Annotated in this window: 12 protein-coding genes and 1 tRNA gene; 4 read left to right on the forward strand and 9 right to left on the reverse strand. The window is 65.9% G+C overall.

The annotated features are described in order from the left end of the window. Positions 1 to 38 precede the first annotated feature (38 nt). From M2390_RS08480 to serS, 4 genes are all read right to left on the reverse strand, one after another. Positions 39 to 7,493, reverse strand: a complete 7,455-nt coding sequence (locus M2390_RS08480; protein WP_259178007.1) for a DUF11 domain-containing protein — start codon at positions 7,491 to 7,493, stop codon at positions 39 to 41. Positions 7,494 to 7,817: 324 nt separating this feature from the next. After that, positions 7,818 to 7,905, reverse strand: a tRNA-Ser gene (locus M2390_RS08485). Between the two features lie 70 nt (positions 7,906 to 7,975). After that, entirely contained in the window at positions 7,976 to 8,833 is an 858-nt protein-coding gene (locus tag M2390_RS08490) for an HAD family hydrolase (protein WP_259178008.1), read from the reverse strand. Positions 8,834 to 8,880: 47 nt separating this feature from the next. Further along, positions 8,881 to 10,140 carry a serine--tRNA ligase gene (serS, locus tag M2390_RS08495; RefSeq protein WP_259178009.1) on the reverse strand — a complete coding sequence of 420 codons (1,260 nt, stop codon included), beginning with the start codon at positions 10,138 to 10,140 and terminating at the stop codon, positions 8,881 to 8,883. Between the two features lie 68 nt (positions 10,141 to 10,208). Between serS and M2390_RS08500 the strand changes: the two genes are divergently transcribed. Further along, on the forward strand, positions 10,209 to 11,216 hold the full coding sequence (locus tag M2390_RS08500; protein WP_259178010.1) for a diacylglycerol kinase family protein: 1,008 nt from the start codon (positions 10,209 to 10,211) through the stop codon (positions 11,214 to 11,216). Between the two features lie 7 nt (positions 11,217 to 11,223). On the opposite strand, the gene M2390_RS08505 is transcribed toward M2390_RS08500, so the two are convergent. Further along, positions 11,224 to 11,400: a hypothetical protein gene (locus tag M2390_RS08505; protein ID WP_183092014.1), complete on the reverse strand. Its 177-nt coding sequence runs from the start codon at positions 11,398 to 11,400 to the stop codon at positions 11,224 to 11,226. A 71-nt stretch (positions 11,401 to 11,471) separates the two neighbouring features. Further along, the gene (locus M2390_RS08510; protein ID WP_259178011.1) at positions 11,472 to 12,908 is read right to left on the reverse strand and encodes an SIR2 family protein; all 1,437 of its coding nucleotides are present in this window, start codon (positions 12,906 to 12,908) and stop codon (positions 11,472 to 11,474) included. A gap of 355 nt (positions 12,909 to 13,263) precedes the next feature. Between M2390_RS08510 and M2390_RS08515 the strand changes: the two genes are divergently transcribed. Both M2390_RS08515 and M2390_RS08520 read left to right on the forward strand, forming a co-directional pair. Beyond that, positions 13,264 to 14,082 (forward strand): cohesin domain-containing protein, encoded by an 819-nt coding sequence (locus M2390_RS08515; RefSeq protein ID WP_259178012.1) that lies wholly within the window; start codon positions 13,264 to 13,266, stop codon positions 14,080 to 14,082. Beyond that, positions 14,079 to 15,959, forward strand: a complete 1,881-nt coding sequence (locus M2390_RS08520; RefSeq protein WP_259178013.1) for an amidase family protein — start codon at positions 14,079 to 14,081, stop codon at positions 15,957 to 15,959. Before M2390_RS08515 ends, M2390_RS08520 begins: the two co-directional genes overlap by 4 nt. Before the next feature lie 147 nt (positions 15,960 to 16,106). Here M2390_RS08520 and gdhA read toward each other — a convergent pair whose 3' ends face one another. Both gdhA and pheA read right to left on the reverse strand, forming a co-directional pair. Next, on the reverse strand, positions 16,107 to 17,456 hold the full coding sequence (gdhA, locus tag M2390_RS08525; RefSeq protein WP_259178074.1) for an NADP-specific glutamate dehydrogenase: 1,350 nt from the start codon (positions 17,454 to 17,456) through the stop codon (positions 16,107 to 16,109). Positions 17,457 to 17,783: 327 nt separating this feature from the next. After that, a complete protein-coding gene (gene pheA, locus M2390_RS08530) occupies positions 17,784 to 18,740 on the reverse strand; it encodes a prephenate dehydratase (RefSeq protein WP_121689530.1) in 957 nt (318 codons plus the stop codon). 77 nt (positions 18,741 to 18,817) lie between these two features. On the opposite strand from pheA, the gene pgm reads away from it, so the two are divergent. Beyond that, positions 18,818 to 20,464, forward strand: a complete 1,647-nt coding sequence (gene pgm, locus M2390_RS08535; RefSeq protein WP_259178014.1) for a phosphoglucomutase (alpha-D-glucose-1,6-bisphosphate-dependent) — start codon at positions 18,818 to 18,820, stop codon at positions 20,462 to 20,464. Positions 20,465 to 20,527: 63 nt separating this feature from the next. On the opposite strand, the gene M2390_RS08540 is transcribed toward pgm, so the two are convergent. Further along, positions 20,528 to 26,467: a GH92 family glycosyl hydrolase gene (locus tag M2390_RS08540; RefSeq protein ID WP_259178015.1), complete on the reverse strand. Its 5,940-nt coding sequence runs from the start codon at positions 26,465 to 26,467 to the stop codon at positions 20,528 to 20,530. Between the last annotated feature and the right edge of the window lie 174 nt (positions 26,468 to 26,641).

Genomic DNA, 26,641 nt, shown 5'->3' on the forward strand with positions numbered 1-26,641 from the left:
GATGGGGAAACCCCGTCCGCCCGTGCGTCGTTGCCTGGCTAGGCCGCGTTCGAGAATCGTTCGCGACGTGCCAACCAGATTACCGCGGCACCCGCCAACAGCAGCAGCAACGTGCCGCCCAGGATCCCTCGAAGATCGGATCCGGTATTCGGCAGGCCCGGAATCACGGTGTTGTCACCGCTCGGCGGGGTGTTTGGGTTACCCGGAACCACGGTCACGCTGACACAGGATGCGTTCTTGTCCGCACCCGGGTTGTGCACGACGGTATCCGACCACGGACCGCTCGGCTTGACCAGGCTGGCACAGTTCTCAAATGTGCCGGGCTGGGCGAACGCGACGGTCACGCTCAGGCTCACGCTCTCCCCCGGTGCCAGCTTCTCCAGGTTCCAGCGCACCTCGCCATTGGCGAAGGTGCCCTTCGGCGCCTTCAGGAAGGTAGCCCCGGTCGGCAGAACATCGGTCACCGGGACGTCGGTGGCCTCGATCTCACCGGTGTTGGTGACATCGATCGTGTAGGTCACCTCGCCGTTGGTCACCGCCAGCGGTGCCTGCACGCTCTTACGAATCTCCAGGGAGCCGGTGGTGAACGTGTTGGTGATGGTTACCCGCGCGGTGTCCTGCGTGGATTCGGGATCGGTGATGGTCACCGTTCCATCCTCGGGAGCGTAGGACACGGCGGTTGCCAGACCGGCGTCGGTCTCGGTCACGGTGCAGTGGGCACCGATCAGGATTCCGGTGAGCTCGGCGCGGTAGTTGTTGTCCGGGCCGAGGGTCACAATGCCACCGTTCGCCAGCGGGGCGGTGAGGGTGTCACCGTCGCGCTGCCAGGTGCAGACCACCGCGGCGGTGTAGGTTCCCTGACCGAAGGCGTCCACACCGCTGCCGGTGCGCTCCTTCACGATCTCCAGGGACCCCACGTCGAAGTGGTTGGTGATGTCCGCGGTGACCGCGCTGCCGGTGATGATGACCGAACCGGCTTCCGGGTTGTCCGTGTGGGTTGCCCCACCGGTGTTCACCTCGGTGATTTCGCACGCGGTTCCCAGCGGGAAGTCACGCTCAATCTCCGTGGCCTCGCCCGCGGTAATCGCAACCGTGTCCTGGAACAGGGTCTGCACCGGGCTGGTGCCGTAGGTGCAGGTGACCGCGGCGGTGAGGTGGGTACCCTCGGCCTGACCGTAGGTGTCCTGACCGGCACCGGCGAGGGCCTTGAAGATCGAGAGCCTTCCGGTGTCGAAGCGGTTGGTTACCTCAATGTTGTTGGCAACCTCGAACTCCTTCAGCGGATCCGCGGCGGCCGCGGTGAACACGGCACTCGGGGTGGCCTTCGGCTCGGTTGGTGCCGTGGCATCGGTCTCAGAGATCGTCTGACCGTTCAGCGAAATGGTGGTGTGCTGGGAACCCCGAGTATCGGTCTCGGTCAGCTCACACGTGGCACCCACCGGGATTCCGGTCACCTCGTGAGAAAGCTCGGCGTTCTCCCCATCACCCGGGGTGAGCGAGAACTTCAGCACCTCTTCGCCATCCCAGGTCACCGGGATTTTGCTCACGGCCGCGGTGCAGCTGAGCGCAAAGTCGAACGAGAAGTTGGTGAAGATCGCCGGATCGGCCAGGGTGTCAACCTTCTTGGTCACCTTCAGACTGGTCATGTCGTAGCGGTTTTCCAGTGCCACGGTCGGCAGCACCGAGGCGGCACCGGCGACGATCTGAATGTTCTTCACGCCACCCGAACGATCGGTCTCACCGAAGAGACCACGGTCGCCGGATTCGCTCACGTCACACAGGGCACCCAGCGGCAGCCCGGTGAAGACGGTGGCGAAAAGGTTGGTTTTGGTGAAGAGAACCTTGCCGGTGTCGGCAAGCTTCAGCGGCATCAGCTGGGCACGACCGGTGGCATCGTTACGCCCACTGGGAACCCGGCAGGACACATCCGCCGAGGCCAGACCGGGCGCATACTTCGCCGCATCACCGGTGAAGTTCTTCGCCAGCGGCAGCACGCCGGTGGCGATTCGAACACCCACCGACTTGGATGCACGCGACTGGGTCTGACCACCCGCGAAGACACCGTAGGCGGCCGGCTGGTTGATGGCCACGTCGGCCACGCGGCTCGCGCCGCTCAGGTCCACATGGGCGCCGCCCACGTGGTCGGCGGAGTCGGGCACGTTGATCGTCTGGAAGTTCACGCCGGCCTCCTTACCGGGGGCAAGCCCACCGGTAACGCCGGAGAAGTCCAGGGTCACCCGGATCGCCGACACCGCGGTAGCCTCGGCATCGGTGAGGACCGTCCCCGGAGCAATCACCCGCCAGTTCGCCGACTTACAGGTGGGATCATCCTTCCACCCGGTTCCATCTCCCACACACACGCGGGCACGCGGATCGGTCGTGACCTCCCAGCGCATCGTGGTGCCCGCGGGGGCACCCTCGCGCAGCTTGACCCCGAAGTCTCCGTCAAACATCGGACGGTAGGTCGAGCCGCGGCTGTCGCCGGCAACGAGGTTCTTGTCCCCGGCAAACGGCAGCACATCCAGGATGGTCGCCGTGGTCAGCGAGGTGTCACCGGTGTTGACCATCCGCAGCTTCCAGCCGTCGGTGGCACCCACCACGGTGTTGGCCACACAGTCGGCACCGTAGTAGCCCTCGGCATCCGGGGCGCACACGCGGTCGGCGGACACCCGGTTGGTGGCACCGGAGGTCAGCTTCTTGGCGGGGTCGGCCAGCTCACCCTTGACGCTCTTGCTGATCTGAAACAGCGCACCCGCCTGCTGCTTGACGAAGTTGGTGGTGCCGCACTGGTTGGGTGCCAGCCCATCAACGGTGCCCTGGTTGGTGCCGCGCGAGCAGGAATCCAGGTCCTGAACGGTGGTGACCACGAGGGCGTTGGTGGCCTGACCACCCTGCGGAAGTCCCGCCTGCAGGGCAAGGTTCAGCGTGATCGTGAACTTCTCCCCCGGGGCCATCCGGTTTTTATCGCTCGGCCAGGTGAAGGTGATCTTGCGCGTCTCGGGATCAAACGCGGTCTTCACCTGGGTCGAGAGCAGACCGTTGGCCGAGGTGGCGAAGGTCGGGTTCTCCTCGTCCCACTTGAGGAACTCAGGCAGCCGATCCTCCACCTGGGTGATGTTGAGGAACGAGTCGTTCGAGTTGGTGAAACTCAGCGTCCAGAGGTTCGCATCGTCCACCCGCACAATCTGCTGGGCCGGGGTCTTGCTCAGGCTCAGCGAGTGACGTCCCGGTCCGGTTTCGATCGGGGCCTGGGCCCTGTCGGTGGCCGGCGCGTACACCACGGGCGTACCCGGGGCGTAGTTGTAGCTGGACTCGACGGTTGCCGTGTTGGTGATGGTGTTCTTCTTGGCGAAGTCGATCGCCTGACCATCCAGCGTCTGGGTCCGCAGGGCGAGGTTCAGCACCGCGCTCGCGTTCCAGGTCGCCGGCGGTGCGGTGGTTGAGAAGGACCGACCGGTGGAGTTGGTGAAGGTGAATCGGATACCCGATGCCGTCTGCGGATCGCTCACATCGGCGGGCAGCGCGGCGGCCGCGGCCGGGGTGCCCAGGTGCCAGACGGCATCCGCCCCGAGACCGGTTCGAATGTCCACCTGCACGCGGTCGGCCCCGTTGGGCTTCATGATCTGGTTCGGGACCAGGCGCTGCAGCGCATAGGCGTTCCAGAACGCGTCCGTGGTGTCCTCAATCACAACCTTGCGGCTGGACACGGTCGACTCGACGCCGGCCTTGTCCTTCGAGGCGGCACCCAGGGTCAGGGTCACCGGGTCACCCTTCTTCACCTCGGTCAGCGCGGCCGGAGCGATCTTCTTGGTGGCACTCACCCGAAGCTCACCATCCAGCAGCTTGACCTCAGCCGAGGCCGAATCGGTTCCAGCCTGGCTCGGGTAGAGCACCGGATCGTAGCTCTGCGCGGTGCTGGTGTTGGCCACCACCGAACGCTCCACCGACGCCGGGGTTACCAGCGCACCGGTGCTGCGGTCGTGGGCACGAACCTGGGTTTCCACGCTCATCAGCAGCACGTTCTTGGACCCGGGAATGTTCTTGGGGTCCAGGGTTCCGGTGAGCAGCGAACCACCGTCCTGCTTGGGGTTGGTCCCCTGGTAGAGCACGCTCACACCGACCACGTCGGCCAGCGCGGCGGCGCTCAGCGCACTCGCCTGGGCCACACTCACGGTCTCAAAGCTCAGCGTGCCGGCCGCATCCCGCTTCCACAGCTGGACGGTCGAAGCGTTGATGTCCACCTGCCCGGCGGGCAGCGTGAAGGTGAGCTTACGCAGGTTCATCAGCTCAAACGGGTTGGTCGCCGGATCGTAGTCCGATGCCTTCGTGCCAAACATCACCGAGTCCGGTCGCTGGGAATCGGTAATGCAGTTGTCCAGCGCACACATCGTGGGGTCGGTGACCCGGATGAAGGACGCGGCGGCGGTGGAGTTGTTGATCGCCGCCACCCGGTAGGTCACCACGGGGAACTTGCCCTCGGGCACCTCGGCAAGGTTCGGCAGGACCACGTTGGCGACGCTGGCGTCCTTGAAGACCTTGACTCCCGGCGGCTGGTTCGCCAGCGAGATATCGGCGAAGGCCGAGCCGGAGATGTTCCGGCCGTCGTACACCCCGGTCACGCCGAGGGTGTTGCGGATCGATCCGGTCGCGGGCAGGTTGAACAGGGCCCGCTGATCCACCCAGCGCTTGTCCGGGTTGTCGGCGGGAATCACCCGCAGCACGTTGCGCAGCTTCCACTCGACCGGAATGATCCGGCTCGCGGTAACGCCGCCCGAGGTCGTGATGCCGCTGTTCACCGGCGGGGCCAGCGGATCGGTGCTCGTGGTCCGGGCCTCCACATCCGGCACCACGGTGATCCGCAGACCGGTGGTGCTGGCTCGCTCGGCATCGCTCAGCTGATAGCCGATGAAACCGGTCGCGTTCATCCAGTTGTTACCGGCCGGCTTCACCTCGGTCCAGGCGGTCCCGTTGAACAGCTCAACCTTGCTCACGCGGTCCCAGCGCAGGGCCGGGTCGGTGGCACGCGAGACGGCTCCGATCCCCACCAGGTCAAACGCCTGGAAAACCGTGGATTCCGGGGTGTTTTCCCCACCATTGGGCTCGTTCAGGGTGACCGAGCTAAATCCGGTGCGGGTCACGCCCCAGCCCAGCTTGGTCAGCACGTGGTCCGAGGACTGTGCGTTCAGGATGCCAACCTTGTTATTGGTCTTGGTAACGTCGAACCACCCCTTGCTCACCAGCGGTCCGGGAACACCCGAGCCGTCATCGGTGCGAATCTGGATCTGGGCGGTCGCCTGCGACTTCTTGGTATCGCTGGTGATCGTCGGCAGCCCGGGACGCTCGGCGGTGGCCTTCGTGGTTGCGGTGTTGGTGTAGGTGCTGGGCTTGGGGTTCGTGGCCGGCACCGCGGTGGGCGTGTTTTCGGTACCGCGCAGGGTCGCGCGCGCCTCAAACGTGGTGAACGGCTTCAGGATGACACCCTGGGCAAACCCGTCGGGGTTGGTGAACGTGTAGCGAACGCCCACGGCATCCCTGGGCAGATCGGCGCTGAAGTTGCCGGCCTTGGGTACGCTGGCGGTCGGCGTCCCATCCAGGACGTGCCAGACACCCGAGGCATCCTTATACTCCGCGGTGAGCGACGTGTTCGCCGGGATCACCGTCGGGGCCACCCGAACCGGGTTGTGTGCCTCCCAGAAGTTGGTGGTCTTGTCTCCCGTGGTCCACTCGTCGGTGATGACGATCTTGGTGGACGGCACCAGCTCGGTGCCGGTCCGAGTGGTGGCCTCAAGCGCGGTGGTCACCAGCGCACCCGGCTCAACCGGGTAGCCCGGAGTCACGGTCTTCTTCAGGTCCAGATCGACCTTGGGGAAGTGAATGTCCAGTGGTGCCGAAGCGTTCTGGCTGGCCTCCCCGGCGGCGTTCTTTCCGGTGACCTTCAGATTGTTCTTGGTCGAGACCTTGCCGGTCTCGGCGTTGACATAGTCCACGGCCGGCTTGATCAGGTAGTCGGCGGCGGTCTGCGCGTCCTTGGCGATGGCACCGGTGAAGGTGAGGATAAAGCCGGTCACGACCTTACCTGCGGGGACGGCCGGGGTCGCACCCGAGGCAAAGGGAACCACCTCGGTGCTCTTGTCGTCATAGACCCAGGTCACGGTTCCGGCCGTCGCACCCTGCGGATAGGTGATGCCCTCGCTAAAGCCGCCAAAGGCCAGGCTCTGCGAGAAGTAGTCGAGGTCGCTCAGCACCAGGGTGCTCAGCGGACCGTTGGACGTGTTTGCGCCGGTCACGTGCGCACGGGCGGTGCCGCCCGCGGGAATCTTGCTCGGATCGATGGTTTTCCCGGCACCCACGCTGACGTTGAGGCCGCCGATTTCAAACGGCGCGGTCGCGGTGGTGGTGACCGGATCCAGGTCCGGGTAGGTCACGGTTCCCGCAGCCTTGTTAGTGAGCTTGGCCCCACCCACCAGGCTGGTGGGGGTTGCCGTGCGCGTGGTCTCGCGCTGGGCAACCTGAAGCGCGATCGTTCCGGCGGACCCACCCGCCACGATCGAACCGTCGGCACCGATCTGGCGGATCCGAATTCCGCCCACATCCGACGCGCTCACGCCCGAGGGCAGCGCGATGGCCGATGCCGGACCGGGGACACCGGTCACCCACTTCCAGCTGGTGCCATCGAACACGTAGGCGTCCACGGCGACCTGGGTGGCACCCTGCGCGAGGGTGACCGGGCCAAAGCCCTGGAAGTCCACAATCGAGAACGGGTTGTCCGCGGCCAGCGCCGGGGCACCGTCCACGGCACCACTCGGGTCCTGCAGGGTCAGCTGGTTCGCCCCGACATTGCCGGTATTGCCCGCACCCAGGGTGATCGTTGAGGTGTCACCGGGCTTGAACTGCTGGTTCGCCGGAGCCCACGTCTTGGTGGTGGCGATCCCGGTCTTCTTCTCGATGCCCACGGTAATACTCGCGCTGCTGTTCACATCGCGCGCGGTGGTCGAGGTGGCACGCGCGGTGTTCTGAATCGCGGTGCCGTTGAATGCCCAGTCGGGGCTGAGGTTTGCGGGAACCTTGAGCTTCAGCGAGATGATCACGCTGCCCTGATCGGGCAGGCCCGTGCCGCCCGCGGGAATCGGGAAGCCAAAGGTTCCGGTGAGGGTCTCGGCCGTACCGAGAACCTGGCCCGGCTTCACGCCGGTCAGCGCCACCTTCGCATCGGTCGCGCCCACCTCGAGCACCTCAAAACCGGCGAGACCCGCCGGGAGGTTGTCGGTGAGGACCGCATCGGTGCAGTCACCCTCATCACAGGTCACCCGAATCTGGTAGGTGAACTCATCCCCGGGCTTCAGGCTGACCGACTTTTGGTCACCGGCACCGGCGTTGACGCTCTTTTCCACACCCAGATACTGGGGCTTCTGATCACCGGCAGCGAGGGCCGGGAGGGTACCGAGCGAACCGGCTACCAGCAGTGCGCTGACTCCGGTGGCCACGATAGCCATGGTGCGAGACCAGGGGGTAAAGCCTCGCGATTGAACGGTTTTGTGGCGCGCCAAATAGCGGCGTTTTCTGCCGAGCATGAAATTATTCTCCGTACTGAGTTCGGGTCACAGTGTGAGGCCGCCGCGGTGTTCCGTTGGGTATGGCGCTGGGTAGGCGCACGCGGAACTATGCAACGTGTTGTCTGCGGCAGGGTAACCAACAAGCAACGTTCCCACGCTACCTGGTGACACGCCCGGTGTCTTCGAAGACGCGTTATTTGACCCCCAAACTGGGGGTCCTTCGGGGGTACTAAAAAACTCCCCCGGGTAATCCCGGGGGAGTCATGGCGGAGAGTGTGGGATTCGAACCCACGAGACATTTCTGCCCACTGGTTTTCAAGACCAGCTCCATCGGCCGCTCGGACAACCCTCCAGTTCACGGGTTTCCCCACGAACGTTCCCAGTCTAGCGGACGCTCAGCGCCCCACTAGGACCGAAGAAAACTACGGCAACGAATTGAGAACCCGGACCAGACCGTCTTCGGCCACACCCGCGGTAATCTCGCCCGCAGCCGCCAGCACGGCCTCGGGTGCCTGTCCCATCGCCACCGCGCGACCGTGCTCGCGCGCCCACTCAAACATCTCCACATCGTTGCGGCCATCGCCGGCAACCAGGATCCGCTCGGGTGCCGCATTCAGGTGTTCCCGCACAATCTCCAGCGCGGTGGACTTATTGACCCCGAGCGGGGCGATATCCATCCACGCGGTCCAACCGATGGCATACGCCACCTGGTGCAGCCCCATCTCGGACACCACCTGGCTGAACTCGGCCTCATCATGTTCGGGAGAAACCACCACCACACGAATCACCGGGGTGCCCAGCAGCTCCTCAAACTCCACCTGTTCGGCGTTGTTGAGGTCCCACTCGTACATGCCCTCGGTATAGCGACGGAAGCCGCCGGGATACTCGATCAGGTAGCGGCCGTCGCTGAGGTGCGGACGGATCGTTTTCAGCACGTCGTCGGGGAGGAAGGTCTCCACGTGATCGATGACGTAGCCCTGTGGGTCCGCATCCGGTGAAGCTGGTTCGCGGCGCATGATCATCGCACCGTTGGCGCACACCACGTACTTCGGCGTGATCCCCAGCTCGGACATGATGGTGTGCGTGGCACCCCAGCTGCGACCGGTCGCCAGCATCACCTCGTGCCCGCGCGCAACGGCGGCTCGCACGGCATCACGCACGTCGGGAGAAATCCTGCCGCTTTCGTGCGCGACGGTTCCGTCGATGTCGAGGGCAACCAGCCACCGCTCGGTGTTTTCCACCGGGAGTCCCGCAGCCATCTCGGCAACCTGTTCGCTCACACCACTCCTCGTACTACAGCCGCTGACCCACGCTCGGAAAAACCCGATTACGCGGTAATAACTTCCAAACCACCCAGGTAAGGGCGCAGCGCCTCGGGCACCACAACCGAACCGTCGGCCTGCTGATGGGTCTCCAGAATGGCGACGATCCAGCGGGTGGTGGCCAGGGTGCCGTTCAGGGTTGCGACCGGGGCGGTCTTGCCCGAACCATCACGGTAACGGGTGCCCAGACGGCGTGCCTGATAGGTGGTGCAGTTGGAGGTGGAGGTCAGCTCGCGGTACGCGTCCTGGGTGGGAACCCACGCCTCAACGTCGTACTTACGGGCGGCGCTGGAACCCAGGTCGCCGGCCGCGGTGTCGATCACGCGGTAGCTGAGACCGAGGTCCTGCAGCATTCCCTCCTGCATGGCCAGCAGACGCAGGTGCTCCGCCTCGGCCTCCTCGGGGGTGGTGTAAACAAACATTTCCAGCTTGTTGAACTGGTGCACACGGATGATGCCGCGGGTGTCCTTCCCGTGCGAACCGGCCTCGCGGCGGTAGCAGGTGGACCAGCCGGCGTAGCGCATGGCGCCCGCTTCGAGGTCGAGGATCTCATCCGAGTGGTATCCGGCCAGGGCCACCTCGCTGGTGCCGGTGAGGTACAGGTCATCGGCGGGCAGGTGGTAGATCTCATCGGCGTGGGCACCGAGGAAGCCGGTACCGGCCATGATCTCGGGCTTCACCAGGGTCGGGGTGATCAGCGGCACAAAACCGGCCTCGAGGGCGCGGTCCAGGGCCAGGTTCATCAGGGCGATTTCCAGGCGCGCACCGATGCCACGCAGGAAGTAGAAACGAGCACCGCTGACCTTGGCACCACGGGCCATGTCGATTGCGCCGAGGATCTCACCCAGGGCCAGGTGGTCGCGCGGTTCAAAGTCGAAGGTGGGCTTCTCGCCAACCTCGCGCAGCGTCACGAAGTCCTTTTCGCCACCCTCGGGCACGCCGTCGATCACGATGTTCTCGATCGCGCGAACCGCGGCCTGGTAGGTCTCCTCGGCCTGGTTGGCAACCTGCTGCGCGTTCTTCACGGCGGCGGCAAGTTCCTGAGCCTGGGCAACCAGGGCCGCCTTGTCCTCCTTGGCCGCGCGAGCCACGGTCTTACCGAAGGCGTTCTGCTCGGCGCGGAGCTCCTCAAACGCGGTGATCGTCGAGCGACGCTCAGCATCGGCCTCGAGGGCACTGTCTACTAGCTCGACCGAGGACCCTCGGGCAGCCTGGGAGGCACGGACACGGTCGGGGTTTTCACGCAGAAGTACGGGATCAATCACCCACCCAGTCTAGGCCGTGTCGCGGCCAAACGTGCCGTATCCGAGCAAAACCGCGCTATCGTCGGAACATGAATCCGCTTAGCCCCGATCACTCCCGGCCGCGCGCAGCCGTGGTGTACAACCCGGTGAAGGTCAAACTGCCCGAGCTCAAGGCCGCGATCAACACCGCCGCCGAGAATGAGGGATGGGCACGGACCCTCTGGTACGAGACCAGTGAGGCCGACCCGGGCGGTGGAATCACCCGCACCGCACTCGCCGATGGTGCCAGCCTGATTTTTGCCGCCGGCGGCGACGGGACGGTCCGCGCGGTCGCCGACGCACTGCGCGGTGCCGAGGTTCCGCTTGCCCTGATCCCCAGTGGCACCGGCAACCTGCTGGCACGCAACCTCTCCCTCCCGCTGAGCGATCTGGACACCGCCGCCCACATCGGCTTCGCCGGCCGCTCGCGGCCCATCGACATGGGCATTATGAACGTGATCGACGAGAAGGGCCGGGGCTCCGAGCACTCGTTCCTGGTGATGGCCGGCATAGGCCTGGACGCCACGGTTATGGCCAACACCAATCCGACGCTGAAAAAAGCCGTGGGCTGGCTCGCCTATGTGGACGCAGGTATGCGTGCCCTGCCCAACGCGCACCCCTTCCGTCTGCGCTATCAGCTGGCCGGACGCTCCGAGCACAGCGTCAGCGTCTCCACGATCCTGTTTGGCAACTGTGGCAGCCTGCCCGGGGGCCTGGAACTGATGCCGGATGCGGCCATCGATGACGGCCAGCTGGACCTCGCCGTGCTGCAGCCCGCGGGCCTGTTTGGCTGGCTTAAGGTGTGGCGCAAGCTGCGCTGGGAGAATGGCTCGCTGCGCAAGAGCCGCATCGGCCAGCGCATCATTACCGTGACCCGCGGCCGCAAGGGCACCAAAACCATCAGCTACCTGCGCACCGCCGAGGTCAACGTGCGCCTGGACGAACCGCAGTCCTTCGAAATCGACGGCGACGAGCTGGGCCGCATCATCAGCGCCCGCGTGGGCACCGAGCCGAGCACCCTACTGGTGCGAGTGCCGCTGGTGGAGCTGACCTCGTAGAAGCGGATCAGCCGGGAGGGCCGGGAGCTTCAGCCTCGGCTGCCGCGTCACGCATGATCCTCCATGCCTGTTCCAGCTCCTCCTCATCGGTGATGTAGCGGCCGGTCCACGGATCTAACAGGAGTCCCAGTACGCGGTATCGCCCGCCGCCTAAGTCCTGCAGGTATGTTCGGGAATTTGTCATGTCGCTCTCCTTTCATAATGTGAATCTCCTCATGCGCGTCGATGCACCGCACATATTTTGGTGGTCACACGTTAAGCCGGGCGGGTGGATACCACATGGGAGAGGCGGTCGCCCCACCCGGTTTCCAATCCATTGATCCCCAGCGCGTTAATTTCGAGGGCGGCACGCATCTGGCCAATTGGTGCCAAAAAATCAATGACATGCACCGCGGTTACGGCGGGCGGTAGTTCCCGGATTTGGGTCCAGACTGGGATGGCTAGCGAGCAGCCCCACTGGTGAGCAGAATGCGCTGTCGGTTCTTCCCAGAGCGGTGCCTCGGCGGAAAGAGCTCGCCCGGCAAGGACCGAACTTTCTTGCCCCGTGGGCACGGACGTTAGCACGTCCGGAGACCGATATATACGATCGCTTACGGCCCATCTCACCAGGTAGCCGTTACCATCCGCGATCCATAAACCCGTTCGGACGTTGGTACCGTGCAGCATGTGACAAAGGTCGTGTGCTTCGGACTCTAGCCGACGCGCGTATGAGTCCTGATACTCGTTGAACCTCGCCGTATGACCGTCCCAAATAAGCCGGGTACGCTCCTGCGGGGACAGATATCCCGGACGATGAATGTGAGCGAGCTCCTGAACAATCTGCACCGCATCGGAAAAATCTGAAGTGATCACGGGCTCAAGGCCAATCGCCTTCCATTGACTAGCAAGGGCAGGAAGAATCTCGTCAAAATCGTCACGGCCCAGCCGAAATGATTCGCGGACGAGCAGGACAATCGCCGAGTGATTTCTCGGGTGATCTCGCATCACATGGTGAAACCATTTCCTGACGTCTGGGTCCCGGTATGACGTACCAACCAGGATGAGCGCACCCCGACGCAATGATTGGATCAGGAGAACCTGCTGCCAGGGCATCCCGGCGCTGAGGATCTCGTTGTAATCGGAAAGAGCGAGAACCAGATTCTTAGTGCTGGTGGGGCCGACAACTCCGTGAAGGTGGTGGACTCGAGCCTGCAGTCGAGGGAGGAGCTCCACACCAGGCTCAGGTCCAGACACGAATTGACTAGCAGATTTCTCCGCGCGGCTTCTCGGCCTCGTGGATAGCAGCAGAACCGCCTGTTCAAGCAGGGTGTCAAAATTCAATGTGATGAGGGTGGTCTTTCCGGGATCTTCATCCACATAATGCCGGGCAATGGCAAAGTGTAGTGTCGAGGGCCCGGGCCCCTGCAAGTCGCCATAGAGGGCCTGCCGCACGCTCGCCTCCCACTCGGTGCCCAGGCTCTGCTTGGCTGCCTCGGCGACCAGGAGGGGGTCCTGCTCGCGGACCAGGAGTTCGGCGAGACGGCGCTCGCGCACCGCACCACTGCGCAGCAGCAGACGCACGGCGAGTTCGTTCCAGTCGGGCAGGCCCGAGGCAACGGATGCACCCGCGCCGAGCAGGAGCGTCAGGTGTTTGTCCGCACCGGACGCCGCAAACTGGGCCATGATGGCCGGGGTAAGGTCGGGAGCGCTCATGTTCGAAGCGTGTCATGGGCAGCATCCGGGGGTGCTTGAGGTGCGGGATCTGTGGAAAAACAGTGGAATTGCGTGCCTGTGGAGGAAGTCGATGGACGGCCGCCTGATGCCCGTCCGATGCTCCCGCCTGCCATACATGTAACACGGCGGAAACGCGCGCGCAATCGCGCCCGAACACGGCATCCCTACTGTTGGGGACAACCGCTTCGGCGTTAATCCCGCACCACGGGTGTCCCCAACACCACCGTCTCATCGCCATTCCCCTTCGTCGCACCCGGCCGCCACCACCGATGGCAGCGGGGGTTCGCGGCGGGCGCTAGGTCCGGTGTCCCCACAGCAGTAAGGACCCTGCACCATGCCCATTCCCGTACCCAAAACACGGCCGCAGCCCGACTTTGCGGCCGTCAAGACAGCACCCGGTTTTTCCCGGCTTCGCCGCCTTCAGGCATCCCTCCTGATCGGCACCCTCGCCCTCGTGGGCGCTCTCGGCCTGGCCAGCCCCGCGGTTGCAGCACCCGCGAGCCCAACCGTGACCATTACCGCGCCGGCGAGTGTCACGGCCGGCGAGGCGGTGCCGGTCACCCTGCACCTCACCGGCGTCAGCGACACCTTCGCGCTGCAGGCCACCCTCGCCGCCGACCCCACGCTCCTGCGCTACACCGAGTCCAGCGTGAGCGGCCCCGAGGGCGGTTTCACCTCGGCCACGCCGTCCGCGACCGGCATCGATATCGTGCACACCCGACTGGGCGGATCCCCCGCACTGAACGGAGAAATTACCCTGACCCTGAGCTTTACCGCGACCGGATCGGGTACCACCGCCCTGGCGCTGACCGCGCTCAGCCTGGTCGACGGGGCCGGTGCCGAGACCGCCGGAACGAGCCTGCCTCAGACCACGATCCGGGTGATCGCGGCCGCCGAACCGACCGGAAGCCCCAGCCCAAGCGCATCCGCCGATCCCGGCTCGAGCCCCTCCCCGAGCGCATCCGCCACTCCGGGATCCCCCAGCTCCGCCGCACCGATTTCCTCGGCCTCGGCGTCCCCGACCGCCGGTGCCGGGAGCACCGGCGGCCTGCCCGGCACCGGTGCCACGATCGGGCTCTCCCTCCTGGGAGCCCTCGTTGCACTCGGTGCCGGGTTGGTCCTCCTGCGGAGCCGAAAGGCGGCCCGTCGATGAGTACCACACCCACCCGTTTTGGAAAGGCCTTCCCGATGACCGCCCCCAGCCCGCGCACCCTGCGCACTGCCGCCGCACTCGGCACCGCCCTGATCATCACCGGCACGGTCGCGATCGTCGCCCCCGCGGCGAGCGCCGAACCCGCCCCGGTTCCCGGCGGGCTGCTGCTCGCGCCGTACTACACCGAGCTTGATTTGACCGGCGATCACCAGGTCACCACCGCGGACCTGACCCTGCTCACCACCCACCTGGGTGCCCGCACCGGCGACGCCGACTGGGCCAAGGTGGCCAAGGCGGACACCGACGGCGACGGCGTCATCACGGTGCACGATGTGGCCGCGCTGTCCCAGCGGATGGTCTACAACGACGGCCCGTTCTCCCTGGTTGAGGCCTCGGTGCTCGACATGCAGGCGGCAATGAATGCGGGGGTGACATCCTCGGTCAAGATCACCCAGGAGTACCTGGACCGCATCGCCGCCTACGACCGCACCCTGGTGGATCAGGGCGCGGGTGGGCGTCCGCTCAACTCGGTCATCAACACCAATAAGACCGCCCTCGCCGCCGCGGCCACCGCCGATGCCGACCGTAAGGCCCACGGCATGACCGGCCCGCTGCTCGGCGTACCGATCGTGGTCAAGGACAACTACGACACCAGGGACATGCCCACCACCGGCGGCTGCGGCTGCTGGGACAACAACCAGACCAGCACCGATGCGGCGATGGTCACCGGGATGCGCAAGGCCGGGGCGATCATCCTCGCCAAGGCCAGCCTGGACGAGTTCGCGTTCGGGTTTGTCTCCGAGTTCTCGGCCGGTCAGCCCGCCGGGTCCTCGCTCCTGGTTGCCAGCCCGTACAACACCACCCAGTCGGCCGGTGGATCCAGCGGCGGTACCGGCGCGGCGGTCTCGGCAAACCTCGCCGGACTCGGCTTCGGCACCGACACCGGTGGATCGATCCGGATCCCCTCGACCTACAACCAGCTGGTTGGCATCCGTCCCACGGTGGGCCTGGCCAGCCGCGACGGCATCATCCCGCTGGCCCTCAGCCAGGACACCGGCGGTCCGATCGCCCGCAGCGTGACCGATGCGGCGATCGCTCTGGATACCGTTCCGGGGATCGACCCGGCCGACCCGGTCACCCAGAGCCAGGCCGGCAAGGTGCCCACCTCCTACACCGCATCGCTGAACAAGGACGCACTGAAGGGTAAGCGGATCGGCGTGGTCACCTCGATGATCGGCACCAACGCCACCACCGTGCGCCTGTTTGCCCAGGCCCGGGCCACCCTGGAAGCCCAGGGCGCGACCGTGGTGGACATCGCCCCGACCGCGGACTTCAACCGGGTGCTCGCCGAGGGTAGTGGCAGCACCAACGAGCTCAATCACGACCTCAACAACTACGCGGCCGCGCACCTCGCCCCCGAGGTGGCCGCGCGCTCACTCACCCAGATTGTGGACTCGGGCAAGTTTGTTCCCTCGCGTCGCAGCACCTACGTGCAGCGAGCCGCCATCACCGAGGACACCTACCAGGCATGGGCGGGACCGCAGGGTTCGCACACCCTGCAGCTGGCCGCCGGCAAGACCCTGGTCACCGGGATGATGAACGACCAGAACCTCGACGCCCTGGTCTACCCCTCGGGCAACCCGTATGCGAGCCTGGGCACCAACATGCGCCTGAGCCCGAACACCGGAATGCCGGCGATCACGGTGCCGATGGGTCAGTCCATCGCCGCCGATGGCGGACCGGTCGGGGCCGGGGTCAACCTGGAATTCCTCGGCCGCGACTTCGCCGAGGGTCCGCTGATCGGGCTTGCCTACTCGTTTGAGCAGGCGACCCACTACCGCACCACCCCGGCGCTGTACCCGGCGCTGGCTAAGTAAGCGATAGAGAGGAACCGCCCGGTTAACTCAGATCCCGGCAAAACAAAACCAAAAACAAATTTTGTTTTGTTTGCGAATCGAGAGAATAAAACGCCGCGGCCCGGCACCCACGAGGGGTGCCGGGCCGCGGTGTTATGACAGCAGAAACTAGATGACGCCCTGGGCAAGCATCGCATCGGCCACGCGCACAAAACCGGCGGCGTTGGCACCCAGCACGTAGTTACCCGGCTGGCCGTAACGCTCGGCGGCCTCGTAGGAGGCCTTGTGTACACCGGACATGATCGAGTGCAGGCGCAGCTCCGAGTCGGCGAAGCTCCAGTGCTGACGGGCGGCGTTCTGGCTCATCTCCAGCGCCGAGGTGGCCACGCCACCGGCGTTGGCGGCCTTACCCGGTCCAAACAGGACGCCGGCGGCCTGGAAGGCCTCGACGGCCTCCGGGACACAGGGCATGTTTGCGCCTTCGGCAACCGCCTGGACACCGTTCTTGATCAGGGTGGCTGCGGCCTCGGCGCTCAGCTCGTTCTGGGTGGCACAGGGCAGGGCGATCTGGCCGGGAACATCCCAGACGCTGCCGCCGGAAACGAAGCGAGCCGAGGGACGACGCTCGGCGTACACCGAGATGCGCAGGCGCTCAACCTCCTTGATCTGCTTGAGCAGATCCAGGTCGATGCCGGCCTCGTCCACGACGTAACCCGAGGAGTCCGAAGCGGTGATGGCCTTGCCACCCAGCTGCGAGATCTTCTGGATCGCGTAGATCGCCACGTTGCCCGAACCGGACACGATCGCGGTCTTGCCCTCGATCTCCTCGCCACGGGTGGCGAGCATCTCCTGGGTGAAGAACACGGCGCCGTAACCGGTGGCCTCGGTGCGCACCTGCGCGCCGCCCCAGCCCAGGCCCTTACCGGTGAGCACACCGGACTCGTGGCGGTTGGTCAGGCGACGATACTGTCCGAAGAGGTAGCCGATCTCGCGGCCACCCACACCGATGTCACCGGCGGGAACGTCGGTGTACTCGCCGATGTGACGGTGCAGCTCGGTCATGAAGGACTGGCAGAAACGCATGACCTCGCCCTCGGACTTGCCGTGCGGGTCGAAGTCGGATCCACCCTTACCGCCGCCGATGCCCTGACCGGTCAGAGCGTTCTTGAAGATCTGCTCGAAACCGAGGAACTTGATGATCGACGCGTTCACCGAGGAGTGGAAACGCAGTCCACCCTTATACGGGCCGAGGGCCGAGTTGAACTGGATGCGGTAACCGCGGTTGACCCGCACGGCACCGGAGTCATCCACCCACGGCACGCGGAAGAAGATCTGACGCTCGGGCTCAACCAGACGCTCCAGGATGCCGGCCTCGACATACTCGGGGTGCTCGGCGAGCACCGGTGCCAGCGATTCCAGCACCTCGTGCAGGGCCTGGTGGAATTCGGGCTCTCCGGCGTTGCGAGCAACGGCGGCTTCAAAGACGGGGCGAACGGTGTCGGATGTTGCAAAGGGGATAGACACGAAGGAAACTCTCTCGGAACGGGGGGAACGCTGCGGTCTTCAGGGCCGACAGCGTGCGCCGACCACTCCTAGTGGAGAACGCAACGTTGCGGTTCGCGGCCCTTATGGGGCCAAGAGTTAGTTTCACTTGTCCGGCGGCATCACGTCAATCCGAGATTCGTCCCAGGCAACCTTTTTTCCGTTCTAGGGAACCCTCTCGCACCTGAAATTCGGCGGAATTCCGCGGAAACTCGCGGTAAATCCGCTCGTTCGCAATTTTGAGCAATTTCTTGCACATCCGCCGCCCAAACCGCGCGAATCGGACCCCGCAGATCGCGAGTGCTATCCGCGCGAATCGGCACCCAGGATCTGACGCAGCCACTCACGGGCCTCCAGGAAGACCGAATCGGAGAAACGCGAATCCACGGTGATGGCCGAGCGATCGGCGGCCGGATAGGAACCGAGGAAGGTGAGCCGGGCCAGGCTGCGACGCAGACCCAGCAGGGCCTCGGCCATCCGCTCATCCAGGATGTGGCCCTCGGCGTCGATGATGAACCGGTAGCGTCCCATCTCGTCCCCGACCGGACGCGACTCGATCATCGACATGTTGACCCCGCGGGTGGAGAACTGCTCCAGCATGGTCAGCAGGGCACCGGACTCGTTGCCCGGCAGCTCGGCGATCAGGCTGGTTTTATCGGCTCCGGTGCGCGGCGGAATCGCCTGGGTGGTGCTCACCAGGAGGAAGCGGGTGACCGCGTTTTTGTTGCTGCCGATATCGGTCAGCAAAACCTCGAGGTCGTAGTGGTCGGTGATGCCCGGCGGGGCCACGGCCGCGTCGGCATGCGGGGTGTCCAGCAGATCGGCGGCGGCGGCCACATTGCTGGCGGCGGGAATGTGGCCGTGCCCGGGCAGGCGTGCATCCAGCAACTCGCGGCTCTGCGCATAGGCCACCGGGTGAGCGTTGATCACCCGGATATCCTCCAGCGTGGTGCCGCGGCGGGCAACCAGGTCAAAGCTCACCGGCACCAGGTATTCGCCGATCACGCGCAGGCCCGGCACGGTGGCCAGGGCGTCCTGGGCGACCGAGACGCCCCCGTCGATCGAGTTCTCAATCGCGATCATCGCCGCATCGCTGCGTCCGGTGATCACATCGTCCAGCGCCTCACCCAGGTTCTGCACCGGACGCCAGGTCTGCCCCTGAGCCTCGGGCACCTGAGCCAGGGCCCGCTCGGTAAACGTGCCCCGCGGACCCAGGTAGCTATAGGTACGGGTTGGCGCGGATACGGGCGAGTCAGACATGGTACGAGCATAGTGCCCGTCTTGGCGGAAGCGCGGGCTTCCGCGGTATTCGATGGGGAACCTGGCAGAATGGGGATATGAGCGACCGCGCCGGCACCCGTGCCATCGAATCCGATCTGATCAACGTTGACGAGTTGATCGCCGCCTACTACGAGCTGACCCCGGATGTTGCCATCCCCGAACAGCGCGTGGTCTTTGGAACCAGCGGGCACCGTGGCTCCTCGCTGCGCACCGGATTCAACGAGACCCACATCCTGGCGATCACCCAGGCGATCGTGGAATACCGCACCCAGCACGGACTGACCGGCCCGCTGTTTCTCGGGGCCGATACCCACGCGCTGAGCGCCCCGGCCCTCGCCACCGCGCTGCGCGTGCTGGTGGCCGCGGGCATCCGCGTGCTGATCGACACCCACGATGAGGCGGTCCCGACGCCGGCGTTGAGCCTGGCGATCATCGACTACAACCGCACCCGCACCGGGGCCGAGCGCGCCGACGGCATCATCGTCACCCCGAGCCACAATCCGCCCGCCGACGGCGGATTCAAGTACAACCCCGAGCACGGGGGTCCCGCCGACAGCGACGCCACCAACTGGATCGCCGACCGCGCCAACGAGCTCATCGCCGCGGGCCTGGAGGGTGTGCAGAGCGTCGCCGAGATCAACCCGGCCGAGCCGCCCGCACTGGTCGAGCGTTATGACTTCCGTGGGGCCTACGTCGAGGCGCTGGCCGAGATCATCAACTTTGATGCGATCCGCGATGCGGGCATCCGCATCGGTGCCGACCCGCTCGGCGGTGCCAGCGTGACCTACTGGCAGGCCATCGCCGACCGCTACCGGATCGACCTGACCGTGGTGAACCCCACGGTCGACCCGCGCTGGGCGTTTATGACCCTGGACTGGGACGGCAAGATCCGCATGGATCCCTCCAGCGCCAATGCGATGGCCTCGGTTCTGGAGCACCGCGCCGACTATGACATCCTCACGGGTAACGACGCCGACGCCGACCGGCACGGCATCGTGACCCCGGATGCGGGTCTGATGAACCCCAACCACTTCCTGGCCGTCTCGATCGACTACCTCTTCAGCACCCGCACCAACTGGCGTGCGGATGCACGGGTGGGCAAGACCCTGGTGTCCAGCTCGATGATCGACCGGGTCACCGCCCGCATCGGCCGCGAGCTGTGGGAGGTCCCGGTGGGCTTCAAGTGGTTTGTGCCCGGCCTGATCGACGGATCCGTGGGCTTCGGCGGCGAGGAGAGCGCCGGTGCCTCCTTCCTGCGCTTTGACGGTTCGGTGTGGACCACCGATAAGGACGGCATCCTGCTGGCGCTACTCGCCAGCGAGATCCGCGCGGTCACCGGCAAGAGCCCCTCCGAGCTGTACCGCGCCCTGACCGAGGAGTTCGGGGATCCCGCCTATGAGCGCGTGGATGCCCCGGCCACCCCGGCGCAGAAGGCCGCCCTGGGCAAGCTGGACCCGGCCGCGGTGACCGCGACCGAGCTGGCCGGCGAGACCATCACCGCGGCGCTCAGCCACGCCCCCGGCAATGATGCGGCCCTCGGCGGCCTCAAGGTGGTCACCGAGAACGCCTGGTTTGCCGCCCGTCCCAGCGGCACCGAGGACGTCTACAAGATCTATGCCGAGTCCTTCCGCGGTGCCGAACACCTGGCACTGGTGCAGGAGGAGGCCCGCGCGATCGTGGCGGCCGCCCTGGGCAACGCCTAAGCTCCGACAACACAAACGGCCCCTCCCGAATCTAGGATTCGGGAGGGGCCGCCGTGTTGAACGCTAGTCCTGCGTGGCCCGGCGACGACGCAGCAGGAAGACTCCCGCTCCGGCGATCAGGGTGAGCAGTCCGAGGCCCGCGATCAGGGCGCTCGACTCGGGGGCACCGGTGGTGGCGATACCGCCGCCCGGCTTGGTGATCGGCTTCCCGGTTACCGGGTCCACCGAGCCGGGGCCACCGTTGCCGGTTCCCCCGTCTCCCGGGACCTGGGCGGGCAGGATCTCAAACGCCATCCGTGCATCCACGGCCGAGGTTGCACCGGTCACCACGATCTCGTGCTGACCCACCTCCGCGCCCTTCGGCACGGTGAAGGAGAACACCAGTCCGCCGCGCGGGTCCGCGGTGGCGGTGCCCAGCGTGATCGGGTCGGAGTGCAGCACCACGGTGATCTTCTCTCCCGGAGCGAAGCCCTCACCGGTGATCTCCACCAGGTCACCCACGCGGGCGTTCTGGGCGTTGGAGCGCACCTGCGGGGTGTAGACCGGCGTGGTGGTGTTCTCCAGCACGGTCAGGGTTCCGCTGGCCGGGACAACCGAGGTCTCCCCCACCGCGGTGACTCCGAGCGCGCCCGCGGACGTGTTCTTCGGCACGGTCACGGTGAGCGAAATCTCGCCCTCCGCGTTGGCGGTGGTCTCCTGGGTGATGGCGGGGTCGGTGGCCACGCTCACGCTGACCTTCTCATTCGGCGCGAAGCCCGCACCGGTGATGGTCGCCTCGCCGCCGGCGCGAACGCCGCCGGCCGGGGCTACCGTGATGGTCGGCGAGTACGGCACCTTGACCGGTGTCACCTCGGCGCTCAGGCGCAGCTGCTGGGTACCCGAGGTGCCGTACACGGTCACCACAACCGGGTAGGTGCCCGGCTCGGTGAACGTGTGCTCGGCGGTGATGGTCGCACTGCCGTCGGTGAAGGCACCCAGTTCCACATCCTGGATGTCCGATCCGTCACCCCACTGAACGCGGGCCTTCGGGGCGACGGCACCGGCGGCCTGGGTCACCGTGGCGAGGTCGGCGGAGAACTTCTCCCCGGCAACCACGGCGATGTCCTTGCCCGCGGTCGCGGTGAAGGCGGTGTCCGCGGCGACGCCGTTGCTGGCGATCGCGAACACGTGCACACGACCCTCGACACCCGGCTGTCCAGGCTGGACCGGCAGGGTGATCGTCTCCACGGTCTTTCCCGCGGGGATCGAATACGGCACCGTGGAGAAGAAGAACGAGGGCACGTTGGACGGGTTGGGCCCGGCCAGACGATAGCTCGACTTCACCACCTCGATGTTGCCGTACAGCGGGGTCGCCTGCGAGTTTCCACCCTTGGTCCAGTCCGAAAGCTGCAGCGGAATGGTCTCGGTGGATCCGTCGGTGAAGGTGACCAGGGCGGTGGTGTCCTGGTTCTTCTCGGTAGCGGCACCGATGAAGGACAGCTTGGTCGCGTCCTCGCCCAGGTTCGGGCGGATGACCTGACCGGCACCGGTGGCGTTGTCCGGAGCGCCCGCGGGGATCACCGGGATGGTGAAGCGCAGGTCGGTGCCCGGGACGCCGTGTTCCACACCCTGGGTCAGGCCACCATCGGCGAGACCCTTGCGCGGGAACGAGATGCCCTTGGCGTCACAGTTGGCACCCACACCGTCATCGGCGATGCACTGGCTGTCGAAGGCTGCCCGCAGGCTGCCCGGCTCCAGGTAGTCCACCGTGATCGGGAGGATCGCCGAGGCGGTGGACGCCCCGTCGGTGACGGTCACGGTGACCCGGTACTCACCGGGCTCGGCATAGGTGTGCGAACCGGAAACCGGGTAGACCCCGAGCGTCGGCGATCCCAGGGTGGCGGTGCCGGCGGCACTGCCATCGCCCCAGTTCACGCTGACCGTGTAACCCTTCGCGTCGCCACCGCTGATACCACCGAGGTTCAGCGTCTCGGCCACACCGGAGCGGGCACCCAGTGCCTGTGCCGGGGAAACCGTCAGCTGCGATCCCGACGCATCCGAGGCGTGAGCGAGCAGTTCCAGCTCGCCCAGGGCCACGCTGTCACCACCCGAGGTCACGTTCAGACGGAACTGTGCAAAGCTGCCCGGCTGGGCAATCTTGAACGGCCGAGTCTGCAGTGCGGAGTCGAACTTCTGGTTCTGACGGGTATCCACCACGCTCCAGGTTTTGCCGTCGTTGCTGCCCTCCAGGGTCCACCCGGTCGGGGCGGTGGCCGTGGAGGTACCCGAGGTCAGCGTGTAGAAGGTCGGCGACTGGGCCGGCCCCTGGTAGGCCACGGTGATCTGTGGGGTCTTCGAGGCGAAGGACATCTGGCTGGCGGCATTGTTGTCCACCAGGTTGGCGGTGTTCTCCCCGTCGCGGCTGGTGACGCGGGCGATCTTGGGATCGGCCGAGTCCAGCAGCGGCGAAGCCGGGTGTTCTCCGGTGCTCAGCGAGGGCGGAGCGTCCGCCTCAGCGGTGCCCCAGGCCGAAGGCTTGGAACCCATCACGAAGTCCAGCGTGCCGCCCTGGGCGAGCAGGTTGGAGTCGATCGAGGTGCTCGAGTACGCCTTCCCATTTACCCTGAGCGACTGAACGTAGATGTTCTCATCGGAGTTGTTCGGCGCGTTGATGACCAGGGTCTTGTCGCCGAGCTTGACGGTCGCCTTGGTGTAGAGCGGCGAGCCGATGGTCAGTTCGCTCGATCCCACCTGCAGCGGGTAGAGACCCAGGGCGCTGAAGAGGTACCAGGTCGACATTTCGCCGTTGTCCTCGTCCCCGGGGTAGCCCTGACCGATTTCCGAACCGGCGAAGCTGCGCTTGATCGCCTCGCGGGTGATCGCCTGAGCCTTGGCCGGCGCACCCACCGCGTTGTAGAGGAACGGAATGTGGTGCGAGACCTGGTTGGAGATGCCCCACTGACCGAAGCGGGCATCGCGTGCCTCGATCTCTTCGTGGATCGGTCCGGCCGAGGTCTCGGGGATCGAGAAGAAGTCATCCAGCTTCTTTTCCAGTCCCGCACGGCCACCGTAGAGGGCGGCGAGCCCGGCCGGGTCCTGCGGCGCGTGGAACGCGAAGTTCCAGCCGTTGGTCTCGGTGTAGGGGCCCCACCAGGTGGTGGGGTCGTAGTTCTCCGGTGCCACCTGGAAGCTGCCATCGGCGTTGCGCGCCTGGAAGAAGTTGATGGCCGGGTCAAACATGTTGACGTAGGTGGTGGCGCGGTCGGTGAAGTACTCGGCCTCCTCGCGCAGCTGGGCGCGACGCTCCTCCGGGGTGGCGGGATCTTCGGCCAGGGCGGCGGCCATGTTGCCGATGCCATAGTCGTTGATCATGCCCTCAAGACCCCAGGAAACACTCTCGTGCTCGCTGGCCGGGGTGTATCCCAGGAAGGTCGAGGTACCGATGGACTTACGTCCGGTCGCATTGGAGCTCGTGGAGACCACGGTCGCGTTCTTGACCGCGGCGTCGTAGGTGCCCAGCGGATCATCCAGCTTGACCCCGCGCAGGTAGGCGTCGGCAAACGCGACGTCCGAGCTGGTGCCGGTCATGATGTCCGCGTATCCGGGCGAGGACCAGCGGGCAACCCAGCCGCCGGCACGGTACTGCTCCACGAATCCGTCCACGAGGTCCGCGGCCACATCCGGGTAGAGCATCGCATAGGCGGGCCATACGGTGCGATAGGTGTCCCAGAAGCCGTTGTTCACGTACATCTTGCCGTCGCGGATCTGCGCGTCGGTTTTGGTGTCGGTGGCGGTGCCGGTCTTGGTGTTGACCGGGCTCGCGTACTTGTATACGGGCTGATCGGCGGTGCCGGTGTTCTCGTGCTGCACGTTGGGGTACACGTTCAGGCGGTAGAGGTTCGAGTACAGCGAAACCAGTTCGGTCTCCGAGGCACCCTCAACGGTGATCGCGCTCAGGCGGTCGTTCCAGATCTTCTGAGCCGAGGCACGCACCTGGTCGAAGGACTGGTTGCCAATCTCCAGGCCGAGGTTCTTGGTGGCCTGGTCGAGGCTGATCAGCGAGGTTGCCATGCGCAGGGTCACGGTCTTGGCCTGGGAGGTGTCGAAGGCCGCGAACATCGTGGACCCCTGGGCGCCCGCCGGGGTTCCCAGGCTGCGCGGGGTCTGGTCAAACTTGCCCGAGATGAACATGCGCGACTGGCCGACCCGGAAACCCGAGCCGTTATCCACCCATCCGGTGACGGTGCCATCGGCGGCGATGGTGAACTTCTGCTCGGCCTTGGGCGAGTCAAACACCACGTTGCCGTCGTTGCCATCGAAGGTGAAGCGCATGACCATGCCGTGATCGGACGGGGTCATTTCGGCGGAAACCTTATTGTCGAGTTTCACGCCGTAGTAGTCGGGCTGAGCCGTCTCGTTCTCGTGCTTGAGGGTGGTCGAGCGCTGGCCCGGGTTGCCGCTGGGGGCACCCGCACCGGGCACCGGCATGACCGAGAACTGGTTGCGGTCACCCATCCACGGGCTCGGCTGATGCGAGATCGCCAGGCCCTGGAACGGGGTGCGGTTCTGCGCGTCGTTGCCCTGCTGGTACTGGTAGGTGCGCGAGGTTGCCCGCGCGTTGGTCACCGGAACCAGGAAGTTGAAGCCGTTGGGCACCGAGGTGATGGCCTCGTTGGATCCACGCGAGAAGCTGCCCGAGGAGTTGGTACCCCGACGGGTGTCCACGTAGTGGGTGAGGCTGCTGCCGTCGATGGCGGCCGGGGTGGCCTCGATCTTCAGGTCATCCAGCCAGCCCGAGAACGCGGTGCTCGCGGTGGCTCCGGGGTTGTCATAGGAGAGCAGGAAGCGGTCGATGGTTTTGCCCTGGGCCACCCGGCCGAGGGCCACCCGGACCGAGTTCCACTGCTTGGGGTAAAGAATGTTGCCGGTGCCCTGGCCCTGCGCGGTGGCCGCATATCCGTACTGGTCCTTGGCGGACAGGTCGGACAGGTAGGTGCCATCGGTGAAGTGCAGGTCGACCGCGGTGTGGGTCGAGGGGTACTGCAGGTCGCCACCGGTGAGTTCGGGGAAGAGCAGGTAACTCAGTCGGCTGGTGTCGGTGACCGGGATCGAGACATCCTTATAGATCACGTTGGACGCATAGCCGCGTCCCTCCGCCGTGTGGGCACCCGAGTACTTGAGCGCGCGCACGCCGGTGAAGCCGACGCGGGCCTTGATGTTGAACCCGTCCGAGGGGCCCGAGCCTACCTCGGTGTTAATCGGGGTCGCGACTGGGTTTTCCGGGATCGCCCCGGCCAGCAGGAAGTCGGCCAGCTGGATCAGCCCGCCGCTCTGGTTCGAGGCGATGTCGAGGCGGTACTTGCTGAAGGCCCCGGTGGTCTTGAGGGTGAACTCCTTGGCGACGCCGCGCTCGGAGGACTTCCAGGACTGGTCGGTCTGGGAATCCAGCTCGGTCCAGTCGGTGCCGTTATTGGATCCGAGGATGCGCCAGGTGCGCGGATCGCGCTCGGGGGCATCGTTGCCGGAGACCAGCTTGTAGGTCACCGCGGTCTGCGCGGTGGTGAAGGTGTAGTCCAGGGTGGCGGCGGTGGTGAAGGTCAGCCACTTGGTGCCCGCGTCGCCGTCGGCGGCGAAACGTGCGGCCTCGTTGGGGACGTTTTCGGCGCTCGCTGAAACCGAGCCCAGGGCCTTCATCAGGTCGGGGAGGCCGACACCCTGCACGTTTTGCTGCCAGGGCTTGCCGTCGCGCTGCTCGACGGTGTTGGCGAGTGCTGCCGGATCGGTGGCCTCAAACGAGCTGGCGAAGTTGGCTTCGGCGGGGGCCGCGCTGGCGGGGGCCGCGAAGAGCACCGGCGAGAATCCGCCCAGTACCAGCGCGGTGCCTACCCCCAGCGCGCCAAGGCGGCGCAGGGGGCGGGGGCGTGCGGATCGTTCCGCACCGAGGGGGTGACTAACATGACCTCGATCGGGCGCGGGGGTGCGCCCGTGCGCCGGAGGCGCGAGGGGATGGGACTGCTCCGACATGCTTGCCTTTCGTCATTGAAGGACCGGTTGGGAGGAACCCGCATCATGCGCACTGCATCATTGCGTGGCACGGGTTGCGCCGAATCTATCGCGTCGGCCCAAAAAATGTCAACGTTGTCTTTTGGGGGACCCGGCGAAAATCCCCGTGATTACGAGGTATTAATTCCCCGACTC

It is taken from the genome of Mycetocola sp. BIGb0189, from assembly GCF_024810155.1.
GTDB classification, from domain to species: Bacteria; Actinomycetota; Actinomycetes; order Actinomycetales; family Microbacteriaceae; genus Mycetocola; species Mycetocola lacteus.